The 14514-nt window shown below is 58.2% G+C and carries 12 protein-coding genes and 3 pseudogenes; 2 read left to right on the forward strand and 13 right to left on the reverse strand.

Annotation, left to right across the window (positions count from 1 at the left end; translation table 11 throughout):
- The 4 genes from EOA86_RS04030 to EOA86_RS04045 all read right to left on the reverse strand — a co-directional run.
- On the reverse strand, window positions 1-1149 hold a 1149-nt coding region (locus EOA86_RS04030; protein WP_128340778.1), incomplete at its 3' end, for a cytochrome b N-terminal domain-containing protein.
- A gap of 76 nt (window positions 1150-1225) precedes the next feature.
- On the reverse strand, window positions 1226-1414 hold the full coding sequence (locus tag EOA86_RS04035; protein ID WP_127208287.1) for a hypothetical protein: 189 nt from the start codon (window positions 1412-1414) through the stop codon (window positions 1226-1228).
- Between the two features lie 463 nt (window positions 1415-1877).
- Window positions 1878-2093, reverse strand: a complete 216-nt coding sequence (locus EOA86_RS04040; RefSeq protein ID WP_128340779.1) for a (2Fe-2S)-binding protein — start codon at window positions 2091-2093, stop codon at window positions 1878-1880.
- Between the two features lie 51 nt (window positions 2094-2144).
- Window positions 2145-3104, reverse strand: coding sequence for an MBL fold metallo-hydrolase (locus tag EOA86_RS04045; protein WP_245485580.1), 960 nt, complete (start codon window positions 3102-3104; stop codon window positions 2145-2147).
- A gap of 2349 nt (window positions 3105-5453) precedes the next feature.
- On the opposite strand from EOA86_RS04045, the gene EOA86_RS04050 reads away from it, so the two are divergent.
- Window positions 5454-5990, forward strand: a complete 537-nt coding sequence (locus EOA86_RS04050) for a hypothetical protein (RefSeq protein ID WP_126043593.1) — start codon at window positions 5454-5456, stop codon at window positions 5988-5990.
- A 297-nt stretch (window positions 5991-6287) separates the two neighbouring features.
- The gene (locus EOA86_RS41140) at window positions 6288-6419 is read left to right on the forward strand and encodes a hypothetical protein (protein WP_268929511.1); all 132 of its coding nucleotides are present in this window, start codon (window positions 6288-6290) and stop codon (window positions 6417-6419) included.
- Window positions 6420-6982: 563 nt separating this feature from the next.
- On the opposite strand, the gene EOA86_RS04055 is transcribed toward EOA86_RS41140, so the two are convergent.
- The 9 genes and pseudogenes from EOA86_RS04055 to EOA86_RS39260 form a co-directional block, all read right to left on the reverse strand.
- A complete protein-coding gene (locus EOA86_RS04055) occupies window positions 6983-8083 on the reverse strand; it encodes a DUF4238 domain-containing protein (protein ID WP_091595756.1) in 1101 nt (366 codons plus the stop codon).
- A 411-nt stretch (window positions 8084-8494) separates the two neighbouring features.
- Window positions 8495-8628, reverse strand: a pseudogene (locus tag EOA86_RS04065) (IS5/IS1182 family transposase); the annotation flags it as partial.
- 246 nt (window positions 8629-8874) lie between these two features.
- A complete protein-coding gene (locus tag EOA86_RS04070) occupies window positions 8875-9636 on the reverse strand; it encodes a hypothetical protein (RefSeq protein ID WP_091595760.1) in 762 nt (253 codons plus the stop codon).
- A gap of 2 nt (window positions 9637-9638) precedes the next feature.
- Window positions 9639-9866 (reverse strand): hypothetical protein, encoded by a 228-nt coding sequence (locus tag EOA86_RS04075; RefSeq protein ID WP_091595762.1) that lies wholly within the window; start codon window positions 9864-9866, stop codon window positions 9639-9641.
- Window positions 9859-10536: a cupin-like domain-containing protein gene (locus tag EOA86_RS04080; protein ID WP_164783881.1), complete on the reverse strand. Its 678-nt coding sequence runs from the start codon at window positions 10534-10536 to the stop codon at window positions 9859-9861. Before EOA86_RS04080 ends, EOA86_RS04075 begins: the two co-directional genes overlap by 8 nt.
- Window positions 10537-10793: 257 nt before the next feature.
- Window positions 10794-11822 carry a hypothetical protein gene (locus EOA86_RS04085; protein WP_091595766.1) on the reverse strand — a complete coding sequence of 343 codons (1029 nt, stop codon included), beginning with the start codon at window positions 11820-11822 and terminating at the stop codon, window positions 10794-10796.
- Window positions 11823-12279: 457 nt separating this feature from the next.
- On the reverse strand, window positions 12280-12840 hold the full coding sequence (locus EOA86_RS04090) for a hypothetical protein (RefSeq protein WP_091595768.1): 561 nt from the start codon (window positions 12838-12840) through the stop codon (window positions 12280-12282).
- A gap of 883 nt (window positions 12841-13723) precedes the next feature.
- A pseudogene (locus EOA86_RS04095) lies at window positions 13724-13918 on the reverse strand (transposase); the annotation flags it as partial.
- Between the two features lie 380 nt (window positions 13919-14298).
- A pseudogene (locus EOA86_RS39260) lies at window positions 14299-14514 on the reverse strand (site-specific DNA-methyltransferase); the annotation flags it as partial.

Here is a 14514-nt window from a genome sequence, read left to right on the forward strand (position 1 = left end):
GTAGTAGAGGGTCGATGCCTGCATGGCGGGGATGTACCAGCCTTCCGCCGGCTTGGATCCCAGCCACCCGAGAAACAGCGCGTTGGCGACAAACAGCCAGAAGAACCGCCTGTACGAGGGCCGGTAGACGGCCGAGCGCACCTTCGACGTATCCAGCCAGGGCACGAAGAACAACACGGCGATGGCGCCGAACATAGCGAGCACGCCGCCGAGCTTCGAGTCGATCGGGCCGACGTTGAAAGTGACGGCGCGCAAGATCGCGTAGAAGGGCAGAAAATACCATTCCGGCACGATATGAGCCGGCGTCTTCAGCGGATCGGCGGCGGTATGGTTGTCGGGGTGCCCGAGATAGTTCGGCACGTAGAACACGAAATACGAAAAGGCGAGCAGGAACACCACGGCCCCGAGCACATCCTTCATCGTGGCATGCGGCGTGAAGTCCACGACGTCGGTTTTCGACCTCACATCGATGCCTGCCGGATTGTTCTGTCCGACGATGTGAAGCGCCCAGATGTGCAGTATGACGACGCCCGTCAGCATGAAGGGCAGCAGGTAATGCAGCGCAAAGAAGCGGTTGAGGGTCGGATTGTCGGCCGCGAAGCCGCCGAGCAGCAGTTGCTGCACCCAGTCGCCCACCAACGGAATCGCCGTGAAGAAGCCGGTGATGACGGTCGCGCCCCAGAACGACATCTGCCCCCAGGGCAGCACATAGCCCATGAACGCTGTCGCCATCATCAGCAGAAGGTTGGTGCAGCCGAGGACCCACAGCAGCTCGCGCGGCGCCTTGTAGGAGCCGTAATAGAGGCCGCGGGAAACATGGATGTAGACCGCGATGAAGAAGAACGAAGCACCATTGGAATGCAGGTAGCGCAAAAGCCAGCCGGAATTCACGTCGCGCATGATCTTGTCGACGGAGTTGAAGGCCAGCGTCGCGTCGGCCGCATAGTGCATGGCGAGCACCACGCCGGTCACGATCTGCGTTGCCAGCATCATCGAGAGGATGCCGCCGAACGAATAGGCGTAGTTCAGGTTGCGCGGGACTGGATAGGCGATGAACTGATCATGCACCATCCGCGGCAGTGGCAGCCGGGCGTCGAACCAGCGTCCGATCCTCGTCTTGGGCGTATAGGTCGAGTGTCCACCGCTCATCGCGTTACCTCGAGTTCTCAGTATCGACTTGGTCAGGACCGTTTGACCGGCTGTCTCCCGTCACAGACGAGCGCGTTCACTCGCGATTCCGAGCGCTTCTCGGGCAGATGGAGACTCTGACGCCGTTGCGTGAGTAGAGCGGCCGGCCCGTCGCGCGAACAAACCCTTCGCCGCCGCCGCGCCTAACCGACTGCGCCGCCGTGTCGACGGTCCAGAACCTCTTGAGGATCTGCAGCATCTTCGAAAGAACGAATTCCAGGGTCATTTCCGATGCTCCTCGGTCGGGTTGTTGAGGAACCCAAGCATGCCAGCCCTTCTAGTGTGCGAACTATCGTGCCGAGGACGCGTGCGCCTGATACGTTGGTCTATGAGCTCCTGATTGAAAGGCTGCGCCGGACGGTAGAGGCGCAACCGCGCGTTCACAATTCGCGAAGCGCTCATGCGGGTGGGGTGGACCGATCGGCATCCGGCCCCCGGGCGGCGCGACTGCTCTTCGCGCGCCTCTTCCATGAACATCGACCGTCCCTTCCTTGGCCACGAGCAATCGCCCGGGGCACGAGTGAGTGTGGGTGCGATACCCTTCAGCCCCCGCGGTTGGCGGTTGTCGAAGCCATTTGCCGCAAGCGGCGGGGACCGCCGCCGGCGCAGTACTCCGACATCGACAAGTTGGTCGATGAACCTATGAAGGACGGCCGGCGGTCGGTATTTCCAGGAAGCCGGCGGCCGAGTCACGATTGCGAAGACTGCGCGCGGCCGTTGCAGGATGCCGCACTGGCGCTGCCGAGCGCCTCGTCAATGATGCGGCGGATGGTGCGCGCGCAGCGGCCGCACTGGACGCTGCCGCCGAGACAGCCATAGACCTGGCTGATCGAGCGCGTCCGCTCCGCCTCGACGGCGGAGCGGACATGCTGGTCGCTCAACACATTGCATGAGCAGACGATCATGGCGCGATAGTCCCGACCGCGACCTGGTACAGCTCTGACCCGACAAGCGGATCAGTAGTCCCAGACAGCCGGCACGCAACGAAAGACATCGCCGTCCACCGCTACATGGCAGATAGACGGAAATGGCAGGTGAGTGGCCACCAGCGGCTCGCGAGTCGCCGCCAGCTCCCGCAAAAGATTGATGCGGACGCGGGCCGCCTCGTCGGGGTCGTGTTCGAAGCCGTTGTGCCAGTCGGGTTGGTCGAATCCGACCTGGAACACGGCGTCGCCGGCGAAGGTCAGCCGGTCGCCGCCGGACGCCAGGCGAACCACGCTGTGCCCGGGGGTGTGGCCGCCAGTGAGCGTGACGACCACTCCCGGCGCCACCTCGTGCTCCGTCTCAAACGGCCGCAACTGGCTGCGGTACTCGTTCACGAACCGCTTGGCCGCCCGCCGAAGCGCATCCGGGAACCCCGTTGGCATGGAGGCGCGGGAGAAATCGGGCGCCTCCCAGAACTTGAGCTCGGCGGCCGCCACGTGAATGCGCAGATCCGGACGCAGCCGGTCCTTCACCCCGTCGATGAGCAGCCCGCCGATATGGTCCATGTGCATATGGGTGAGCACCACGTCGGTGACGGATGCGAGATCGATGCCGGCGGCCTCCAGTCGCGAGACCAACCGCCCGGCCCTCGGCAAGTGCAAGTCCGGGTCCATGCCCAGCCCGGCGTCGACGAGTATGGTCCGGCCGCCGCTGCGCACGACGACCACGTTCAGCGGCCACTCGAGCACGTCCGGCGGCAGGAACATCTCGTCCAGCCAGGCTGCCCGGACGGCCGGGTCGACGTTGTATGCCATGACCGGGGCTGGTATCGGCAGCACTCCATCGCTGACGATCAGCACGTCGATGTCGCCGACCTGCAGCGCGTAGCGCGACGGAACCAGCTCGGGCTCCGGTCGACCGTTGCCGCGCTTTGCCTTCAGGCTGTCGGCGCAGTGCTGGATCGAGGGGTGTGAAATGTTGTCCAGGCTCATGTTTGTCTCCTGCTGACCACGGCCGTATCGGCCACCTCCGCCGCTGGCGCCCGTGGATCTGGCATAAGCCTCCATGGACCGCCACCTGGCGTCTACGGAGGAAAGTTGCGCCGCCTCGGCCTGCGCCACCATCGGACGGAAGCACCGGTCACCCGATGCGAAAGTCTATGACAGACCCGTTGCGAGCATGGGTGATATCCCGCGAAAGTCGGAAGACGCCGATATATACGTCCGTGATTATCGGTCTTGCAAAACCGCGAAGCAGCCGTGCCGGCGCGCATACCGGCTAAGGACGGTCTATACAGAGTCCTGTGCAAGGGTGACCAGGTCAGTTGCCGCCGGCCCGCGGGCGCGGCGAGCGAGAACTTTACCACCGGCGATTGTATGGCGAACCGTCACGGAGGTGACCCCTAGCGGCTCGATCCGAAGCTGAACGGATGGGCGCTTTCGGGACTACTGAAATCCGCGTGAATGGCGCAAGTAGGCGCAAAGCGGTCGTCCACGCGGCGGCCGACCTAAGTCGTCTCCGGCTCACAATTGCGGTTCGGCAGAAGTGACCGATGCTGGTATTGACACCAGCTTACTTTGTCTCGGTGACATTCTCGATCGGTCGCGCCAACCATCCCATTCGCACGCCGTTACCGCCTTTTACCGCACGCGTCGCCCAAGGGTCTTTCCAGCCTTCAAATAGCTGGACTATACATCGCTGCACAAACCTGACTGACGAACAGGACGACAATAGAACTTAAGGCATAACTCGCCCTTCCCGCTGATGGATTGAGTCGATGCACCTGACTCCTGGGGCATAGAGAATCTAGATGGGCCCACTTCTAAGCGAAGTTGACCATAACTGGTTGATATTGAATAATTTTGGTGGGCCCGGAGGATGTGCCGGGACCGTTGATTTCATTGGCTTTCTCGTGGGCCAAAATCAGAAATCTTCCCGTATCGCTCCGTATGGTTCCGCGCCTAAGCAAAGGACGCTGCACAAGATGGGGCTTCATGCAGGTCTGAGCCCCCGACCACTGTGGCGAGCGAGCAATCTTGGGTGAGATGAGCAATGCTGGCCGCAAGCTCCATAGGTCCACCTAGGTGTTCAAGCACCTGGCGGGCAAGCGACTCCGACTCCTCCTTGGAAAGAGGCGGCACGTCGATGACGCTCAGACGGTCTCCAGAAAAGGAATAGCTGCTTGCCTGGGCCCGGATATGCTCAACTCCATATCGTCGGAAGACAATGAGCAATTTTACACGACCCACGTTGGCCGCGGCGTAATTGAACAATGGCTGGAGACTTGTCGCTGTCATGAGCATCATCGACGACGAGGAGCAGGTCACCGGAACCAAGCTCTTCTAGAGACACCTTGGTGATCTCCATTGTCGGTGAGACAAGCCTGATCCTAGTCGCAGACTGATCGGCGGCGATTTGGTCCAGAATGGCTTGGAGCTCGAGATTTGCCGCCGCCGCCAGACCCCGTTACCAGCGTCACGCCAACGTCCGATTCTTGTGTGCTTCCAAGGCTTCAGCAAGGGGAGCTTCTCTGCCGACCAGCTGCCAAGTATGGGTGAACAAGGTTTCCTTGCGTGCGAGAGCCGCAAAGAATTCCTGAGCCGTTTCCCACGGACTTGTGGGAGAGACGCCGAGAAGGCTATTGTCGATGTAGTTATCAGCATCCCAAAGGCTTCGGGTCGTTCCTAATATTCGGTTCAATCCGCTCAATGACGGGCTCGAACGCGGCATTAGCGACTTCGATGAGCACAGATCGATCAGCCCCGGCGACTGGCAGGGACGCAATGATGGCATTGGGATCCATGAGAGGATGATCCTTTTGGAGTGGCGTTTGGGACATCAGCCTGCGGTCGCCATGCCGACGGTGGTTCTTAGTGTGGTGGCCAATCGAGCCCAGGCGCTACCCTATGCTTACATGCGCACAGGCAGGATACGTGAGAATTTCGCAGATGCGGTCCAAAGCAGATGGGGCAGCACCTGCGGGCAGTCCGTCATCCAGGTCCTGCAAGGTGGGAGCTGAGTTGCTTACCTCAGCAGTGCCGCTCGCCCGCGCTATGGCCGGCAGTTCTAAGCTTTAGAGGAATAATGCGGGGCCGTTTTCGGATGAAAACGCCGATTGCCAAACGCCGCACCGGCTGGAATTTTTCGCGCTCAGCCTCTCCGTAAGCCGTAAAAGCGCGGAAAATTACGTGTCGCTGAATTTTCCGCGCTTTTGGATTCACGAGCGGGAATTTTCCGCGCTTTTAAACTGATCGGAGCTATTTAAATCGCTTGAGAATCCATCCGTTGCTACAATATCAAAGAGCGCACGGGGCAGACCGACACCAACTGGAGGCAAAGCAATGGAAGAGATTCAGAAGCGCCGCGTCGGCCGCCCAATTGGCAGCGGCGTCAAGAACAACGATCAGGCCCTTGCCAAGGTCGCAAGTATCTTGCTGGATAATCCTTCCATGAAGGCGACTTCAGCCATGAGGCGGGTCCTCAATGATATGTCCAGCTCGCGGAGGGAGACAGACGTTACCTTGATCCGTCGATGGCAGGGGCGCTGGAAGCTGAACAGACAGAAATTCATGAACGAAGCGGCGGCAACGAGAGCTGCAAGGACGGCGAGAGCGCCCTCGCGCACGACGTCATCGATCTCCGACTCGGCTAGCGAGTACCTTATGCGGAAAGCCAAAGAGACGGCGAGTATGTACAATTTTTCGGAAGCATCTGCTCTCCAAAAGGCCGCGGCTGGATACCTCGATACGCCCCTCAGGAAAGAGGTACATGGTGTTTTAGACTCACTGGCGCTGAGGACGGCGCTGGGTCTTCACGAATCGTCCATTCAGCGAGAATTGCGGCGCATGACGGATTCCACTGTCATGGAACGATGCTGAAAGCCTTGGAGGAGCAGGATCGCTTCCTTGCCGAGCTGAAAAAATGGGGTTGAGGCTACAAAAACTGCCCAATAACGGCAATTGACGCCAAGGCAGCGCGCGACCGGTTCGCGAAGGACAGATTTCGGCCCCAGCCGGGACTGAAACGACGCATTTTGTAGGTATAATTTTCTAAGATGGCGCTTTTGCAATTGACGCCTGCAAGGGTGCCTCATGCTTGCGCCGTAAAACGCAACACGAGCGCAGACGGTTCAGTCTGTCGTTTGAACCTGGAATCTGGTGAAGGCAACCGAACCAATGGACAAGATCACAATCGACTTCTGGGGCTTTGCAATAACGGCCGAAGGGTTTTACGGCGTCTTGGCCGCGTCGGGGCTGGTGATGGCCATTGTCATTGTGTTGAAGGTCGGGAGGCGTCGGGGTACCTAAGGCTGCTTCTCGGCAAGACGGAGGGCATCGATGTGCGAAGCCAGTATGACATTGTTAAAGATTGGGCACTCCTATCCGACGACGAGGCGATGGAAGCCGAGATCGAAGGCACGGCAAGGACGCTACCACGTCGGTCGCCTAGTGTCCCTTGGAAGTGTCTGGCAATCGTGAAGATGCCGAATATCGATTCTGGTTCGATCTGTTTTTGAGACTTTCCAGAAAGGACGACGTCGGGTGGGCTTAGCCCGTAGGAGACTAACCTAACCAATCTGTCCCAGTTCGCATGGGACGCCACTCCCGCAAACGATAGCGGCTGCTCTTCGTGCTTCACACGCTAAGCTGTAAAGTCAAAGCCGACGCCGTACCTCCGTTCTATGACCCACTCGGGGACCAGCATCCCGCCATCGGCCAACGCGTTGCCTTTGCGATTGGCAAAAGGATTGGCGGAAAGGGCCATGAACGAGGATGACGACACCCTCTTCTTGGTCTTCGATGAAACCGAACAACCCGAAAACGCCGCCAGGTGAGAATGATGGCGAAGCGCCAGAATAGCATTGGTCTCCTTAGCCTCGAACCTTCCGCCAAGGCGGACTACCCCAAAGACTTGACGTCGCAGTCCTCCGACGGCGGAAGCCTGCGCCCGTATCGTTGGTGAAGACGAAACGATTGTTTCGAAACTTCAGGAACGAGGGCCACGTTGGCGGAACCGGCCTGACAGTTCTCACGTGGATAAGCACGTCGTCATGCTCCCGAGCGTCGGGGGCATCTACGACTGCGTAGTGAGTATGAGTTTCGGTTCTGCCGTCGGCTACCGCCATAACCACGTCAAACCGACTCGGGGGTCGCAGATGCGCAACTGAGATCGCTATAGCTTGCACATCATCCCCAGAGCTACGCTCGCCAAAGTACAGATTTGCCGCGCAGTTCAGTACCTGCTGGTGGTTGCACGCAAGAATGTCCGCCGTATTTGACACATCGATCCAGCCACCGACGTGCTCGGCTTGATAGACGTCGCCATCCAGGAGAACAGCCAACAGCGTTGGCGAAAGCGGCAGGAAGAGAAGCGCACCTGCGCTGGAGATTCCAAAAGATCTGTGCTGCGCATGCCTGTGCTGTTGATGCCAGCGGTTGGCGAGAGCAGCAGGGTCATCTGATGTGAGAAACGGCACCGAGGTAAGGTTGCGAACAACCCGCACCTTTAGATCGTCTACGACGCTCATCGTTTTGGCGTAGTGATGCATCGCCGAGATCACCGCACTTTTGACGGCCTCCTTGAAAGACGGTTGTTCGAAGTCCGCACCTTTGACTGACGTGGCAGCGAAAGCAAACTCCGCGGATCGACGCGCGGCGGCTTCTGTGCGGACATGCTGCAGGTAGGCGAAACGCCTGAGGATTGTGGCATGAAGATCCTTGATGACCGCACGTGGCTTGAGCAACGACGAAACGCAGTCGCCATAGTGTCCCTCGACGGTCTGGATTGCGGTTTCGAGCCTTGGGTCCTGCCCGTAGAAGTAATCCCTGGAACACTGATTCTTCACCGGGGCATCGAAGAATGATTGGTTGCGATCAAGGTTAAACAGGTGAATGGCTTTGCCTTCGGCACACACGCTGAAGGGCGATAGATGTACCCGGGGAACAAAGTGCTGGTTCTTGTTCTCCGCCATGCAATTGAGCGATCCGCCATTCCGGCACTGCCGTGGGGGCGCTCAAACACCCGCGCCAAGCCGTTGCTATCACACAGAGCTTCCAGCGGGAATGTACGTCTCAGGCCCGCCCTTCCTGGCACTCAATCGAAGAGACGTGACGAACGCCGTCGCAGGGTGGCGTTCGTTTCACGAAGCGTCAGACTTGGATGCGGCCGACGCGCTGTCCCGGGAGGACGGCTCCAAAGGAGACGGCGTGCAGGGCTGGCTTGTCCCCAACACGGGAGCGCAGCGAAGGAGCGGGCAGGAACGGGACAAGACGGCCGCGCCGGCTAGACCCGAGTAACCTTCCGATACCATGCCAAGGCGTCCGAAGGCCGGCGAAAAAGAATAGCGGTCGATCCTCGCTCAGGGCGAACCAGTAGTTCCGCTGAACATGAAGTCGGCGCGCGAGAAAGTGCCATCCGTGCGGTTTTATCGAACACGGGGATATGCTGCGCGATCTCCCGTTCCTTGACCAACCAGGCGAGGTTCGCTGCCGATCCGTAGGCGCTGTCGGCGGCCAGATGCGTCGGCTTCTGGGCCGCAAGCGGACTATTTGTTTTCGGGTTGGCCGGTCTAGAAACGGACTAACACGTCCAGCATAGCGCGGACCGCTTGGCGCCAACAGCCGTCCTGAGAACTGTCCGGTTGACTCCCCGCGGTTCGCAAGCGAATTTTCATCCAGGAGGTCGACAGATCTAACGGCGCGGGTCAACGGCGAAGGCGACCTGAATAAGAGCGTGCCTGCCAACACGATCCCCACGGAGCAATCACCGATCCCTAACTAGGGACGTCGCAAACCCTCCAGCCCTCTGGCTACCCAATTCGCGCTCTGTGTATGCGGTGAACTGTAGCAATCTCTGCCAAAAGAGTTCTTCAACCCGAGTCGAGGCAAATTCTTTGGACAGTTCTCCGATGCGTCTTGCAGTGTAGCGGATGTGGCTACACTCGTCGCCACTTAACTTGCATAGCGTTCGACCCAGCATGTCTAGGTTACGGTGCGGGCAATATGCCTCGAGCACGGGCTCCAACAACTTCTGGTGAATGCGGGTCCTCACCTCACCGAGGTTCACCTGAATCAAATAGTCGAGCACCCTCCAGGTTTCGAGGCTAGCGGCCTCGACCTGGCTGTGCTGCATGGGGGGAAACTGGGTCTCAACGGCCCCGCGCACATTATCTGGCAATGCGTCTGGAAATACCAGATCGGCGAGACGAAGGTACATTCGGCAATGACCTGCCTCATCCTCGACATGCTGGCTCAGATCGTCAACAAGCCCGGCACTTGTGCAAGCGTTGGCAATCTTCGCTAAGTCGCGGGAACCCTCGCCCTCTTTGATCGCATTCGAGACAAGCGACTGCAGCACCCATACCGGGTTCTCAATATGCGACCTAAAACTGTTGCCGTAGTCGGCGAGGAAGTATGGCGGCACGTGACGTGCAACAGCGTCGCCAAACAGCCGAAGGTAGTCGCGCGTTGCTATGTCGCCTTGTTCGTCAAGGGCAGTTTCAACAAAACGCGCGACGTAGTCCATTGTCATTTTTCAACTTCGAGCGGGCCATTGCAAGCGATAAAAGGGGCCATGCCGTCCTTGAAGGGTGAACTGCTGATACCGATTATCCCTGCGTTGATGGCAATGTTGTCGACCTTCAGGGTTGTCCCATCGACATAACCGGAAATGCGTATGCCTTTACCTCCAGCGAGGGACCTGAGGGCCTTAGCTTGATCTTCACTCAGTTCGAAGGAAAGCGGTGCTTCAGACATAGTCGAAAACTCCTTTGCCATAGAATTCACTGAACGCCGTTATAATTGCAAATCTTGCGATGGGAGACAATTGCAAAAGGACACGCTTCAAAGCAGAAGCGCCGCCAAACTCTTCAAGGTCAGCCAAGAATGTCCTAGTATCCGCCACAACGATTGCAGGACGCTCCCAACGCTCTTGCCCAACGCTGTAAATGATCTCTGCCAAGTGGTTATCGAACCACCAACGCGACACCGAAATGCTAACTGAGAGGGATTGGACGTAATGCCAGTAACTGGGAGGGATATGCAGGAGGTCGCATGGACCGACGATTGCATGACGTAACGACGGCACGCGTTGCCAGACATTGGGGTCCGTCGGCGAGGCATCGCAATGGTGCCCTCGCACTGTGGCGCCGTCCGTGAGCGCGAAGGTATCCCGTGGGTGGCAGACTGCAACATATTTCCACCCAAACAACTGAATGAAGTAATTATGGTTCGTGACGTAGTCGTTGTGGTTATCTTGATGAAAGGTTTGCACCGTTCCTGGCGGACCGATCCATATGTTGTCGAAGTATGCCGGCTCGCGTGATCGAGGTGAAACAGGCAATCGATGCGCGATGTCGACGAAGGACGCGTCACTCTGCCTGAGATAAAATTCAGTTGTGTCGAGACCAGCGAGATAATCGCCCAATCTCTGTTGCGCCCGGAGGTTCCGCCATCGTTCCTTATGCTCGAGCGTGACCAAGCGCGTCCCATGCCGTGCCGCGATACGCTGGGGTGTGAGGAGGGCAGCAAGTTCATCCAGAGCGGAAACGTCTCGCGACACCCAGGGAGTTTCCATCAGCTCTGCTGCGCACTTCATTCCGATGATGGGGATGCAACCTATTTCCCGAAATCTCACATCGGGACAAACGTATGACAAGTCTGGAGGAGCCGTCTGCAACATCCTCAGCCTCCAAGGGCAGCAACATATCCGCTTGGCAACTGGTCAGCATCGAACGCGGTCCAAGGGATATGATAGTGCACTCGGCTAAGATCCGACTGCCCATTTGCTTGCCATCGTTCCCGATGGGCTGCCAAGGTGCCGGCAAATTCGAGGCCCAGATCACCGAACACGACTATGTCGCGGCCGTGATAAAGCGCGCCCGAGCGGCGCTCGCTATCGATGAGACCGAAAGAGTAGTGTGTGAGGTCGAATGTACGCTCGACGCCTAGGTTCACAGCGCGGAAATTCGGTTCAGCGCCAAAAAGGTAGCTCCGGAATGCCAAAGAATCCAAAACAGGGTGACCAAAGCCTCGGCCCTTTTCAATATGCAAGAAGGACTTCGGTCGCGGATCAATAAGCTTTTCAAGCGGGATGTACCATGTGTCCTCATCTGCAATGGAACCGGTTGTAGGGACGGACACGGACATCCTAGCGCCGACCGTGAGTAGTCCTTTCTCGGTTGCTAGGAAGATCGTAAAGCAGTCCCCGCCACCCGGAATCGCTACAGGCATAGCGAGCATGCCTCCCGGCACCCGCAACGCCTCGCGAAGCAGTCGCGGGATGCCACGAAACGCAGAAGTGGCTATTATGACGTCGAAGAGACCCAGCTCGGGTAGTCGATCGACCCAATCACCTAATTGCACGCGCACACCAGAAGTGCCGATGAGGGCGCGCTGTGATTGATCGAAGAGGTCGGGAATAATCTCGCAACCAAATATCAGTGGGACGTCTCCTTCCCTGCCGGCTAGCAAGGAGAGTACTGACACCAGATAACCAGTTCCTGTTCCAATTTCGTATATGCGCTTCCCCCTCAGATCGCCGAGTTCTCTGATTATCCACCTAAGAAACGTTCGATCCGATATTGCTGAGAGAGTTGTCCCATCTGCGTCTGAGAACGTTCGAATAGGACCATCAAAACGCTCATGCCCCCTCGGGGCAAATCGCGCTATGTCCACCCCCGCGAAAGCGGCGTTGATGTCAGTATCGCCCATGGCACTAGGTTTAGCTAATTGATCTTACCTTAAGCTAATAGAGAGCGTCAGTTCGCACCGCGATGCAAGCACTTTTGCCAATACTAGTCTCCAGCTATCCATTTCAGTTGAACCCACATTCCATGCCTGTTCATGGCGCGACCGCGACGGCGCGCGTTGTCAACCGAAATGTCTGCTTCCGGGCAGAGGTAAAGTTCGCCTCTATGGCCGACACGAGGCGCAAAAGCTGCCAGGCGGCGTTGGGCCGTTGCAGGTTGGCAGTTTTAAGGCACAAATAGTCGGAAACGAACGTTGAGGCACCCCGCTAGGCATAGTCGTGACCTGACCCAAAGCTACCGTTTCGGCCAACACGGAAAAGCCCTCCAAAAGGGCCTCGCACTCAGTTCGCCATAGGCCGATTGCAGTGCGACGAATAGATCGCTTGCTGCGCTCAAACCCGGCTACAGCGAGAAATTCGCTACTGGTGCGGCATCGTGATGCCGGCCGCGGTCGGCGGCAGCGTGGTCGGTGCCTGCCAATTAACGTCGACTTTGCCCGACGCGGTCAGCCCTTGCGGGAGAAAGGCGGCCTGATCGAGCCTAACGACAAGGACGTAGTCACGGCGCTGTCCTGTCGGTGTGATCTGGATCGACCCCTTCTGTCCCAGCGTTGTAGGGATCTTGCCCTTGGTCAGTTCCAACTTGAACCACAGGGGGACCGTACCTGAAAACACCGGCGTGACGACATGGGCGAGCATGTAGATCGGCTGCGTGAGCCGCACATGGTAGGTTGTGCTGTCGCCATTGGGCGTATCAAGCGATGTCGACCCCGTCGCCGACTTCGCGCCCAAGGTAACCAGCGCGCCGCCGATTGGAATGGTGCCGCTTATCTTGCAGAACTCTACTTTGCCGCCGACCACTAAGCCGGCAAGGCCAAGTGTATTTTGAATGCGAAAAGCGAGGCCGTCATTCTCATTCCAGCTGTGATCGATATGATCGACGTGGAGCGCGCCGTAGAAAGCTTCGTTGAATGCCGGCACAACCTCGAAACCAATGCGACCTGGAAGCGGCCAAGGGCAATCGGTCCAAGTTCGAGCGATATAGCCCGAGTAGCCGTACGATTGATCGTCATCGTGCGATCGTTAAATCCAAGATTGTTGAATGCCTCGATCGTGTCTTCGATTGGCCTTCCGTGACGTCGAACTGGACATCCTGGCCTGCGCGCCCGCGGTACGGTGCCGCCATTCTTGAAGTGACCAGTGTAGCGCTCGCGGGGAAATAGGAAGCCATCGCTGCCGATTTAGTATTTCTGAAGGTCGGATTATAGTCTTTGCAGGCCATCTCGCTCAGAATAATTCGCGGCGGAGGGCACGTAGCAAAGATGGGTTCGCAAGCTCGATCAACGGCATCTTCTCTGTCGAAACGCCAACAGTGACGCGCAGTAGAACCGCGAAGGCGTGACGAACGAGATCGAGAGAGTGATCGTCGGCCCAATAGTCGCTGGACGGTCTCTTGCGCGTTCTCGCCCAAGTTGGTGGCACGCCATGAGCGATGTCATTCCTGATCGCAAATGCAAGACTGGCCGCATTGGACCATGTCTGAAGAAGGGTGCGCTCGTCTCCCGCTGGCAGCGGTTGACGCGAATGTTTCAAGCATCCCGATCAAATCAGAGATCATCTTCGCGTCGGTCTCGGGTCGAATGCCCTTTGGATTGACGCCCTTGAGCTTCCACAACGCCGCTCCAGGTGATGTTCGATGCTGGCGGCGAAGATGATGATCGGCGCAATGCGCTGGCCAACCAGCGGCTTCAACCCAAGCCGCTCTTCGAGGGTATCGGCCCTTCCATAGGTCATTCGCGATCTCGCGACACCTTGCCCGGACGGGGCGGACCATACATTTTTGCGGCAGCATCCTTCAAGATCCATTGTCGAGCATCCGCTCCGCCGGCAGCTTCTTGAGCCGCGCGTTCTCGTCCTCCAGCGCCGTCAGGGGACGGGCGTCGGACAATTCCATCCCGCCAAACTTCGCCTTGAACTTATAGAAGGTCGCTGCCGAAATGCCGTGCTTGCGGCAAAAGTCCGCCGTATTCGCACCGAGAATGTCTCGGGGCTTGAAGATCGATCAATCGAACCAACGTTGTGGATAGGTGGCAGAGCGGTCGATTGCGCATCCCTGATAAGGAGGTGGACCTTCATCGGTCTCGTGGGTTCGAACCCCGCCCTGAATTAGAAAAGCCCGCTCCTGGATTCAGTCGAGCGGGCCCTTAAAGGCTATTTTGTTTTCGGCTATGGTCCGCGGGTCACTTCGATGTCGACCGTCCGGATGGGCCCATTTCCCTTGCGTTTTGGCCCTTCGACATTCTGCTGTTTGAAGACATTGGAAACATCATTTCCGTTTGACCCTCAACCCGCTTGCGGCCAAGCTTTTGTGGCGAAACAGCCGGCTGTCTTCCTACTTCCGGAAGATCTATCATCCCCCAGGCGTTCGACGGGCGTCTTCTAAATCTGGACTTTAGGAACTTGCTTTGAGCGCGGGCCGACCTCACCCTCGGATGCAGCCTCTCTCAGCATCGGTGCCGTTGGTGGATCAAGGCAAACCAAAACGCCAATCTCTGCGCTCTCCAGTTTGTGGATGGCGTCGACGCCAACGTGCAGTCCACCTTTTCGGACACAACCAGTTCGCCGGAAACCAAACTCCTTGGCGCTCTTCTGAAT

The sequence above is a fragment of the Mesorhizobium sp. M5C.F.Ca.IN.020.32.2.1 genome, from assembly GCF_004023105.1.
Lineage (GTDB): Bacteria > Pseudomonadota > Alphaproteobacteria > Rhizobiales > Rhizobiaceae > Mesorhizobium > Mesorhizobium wenxiniae.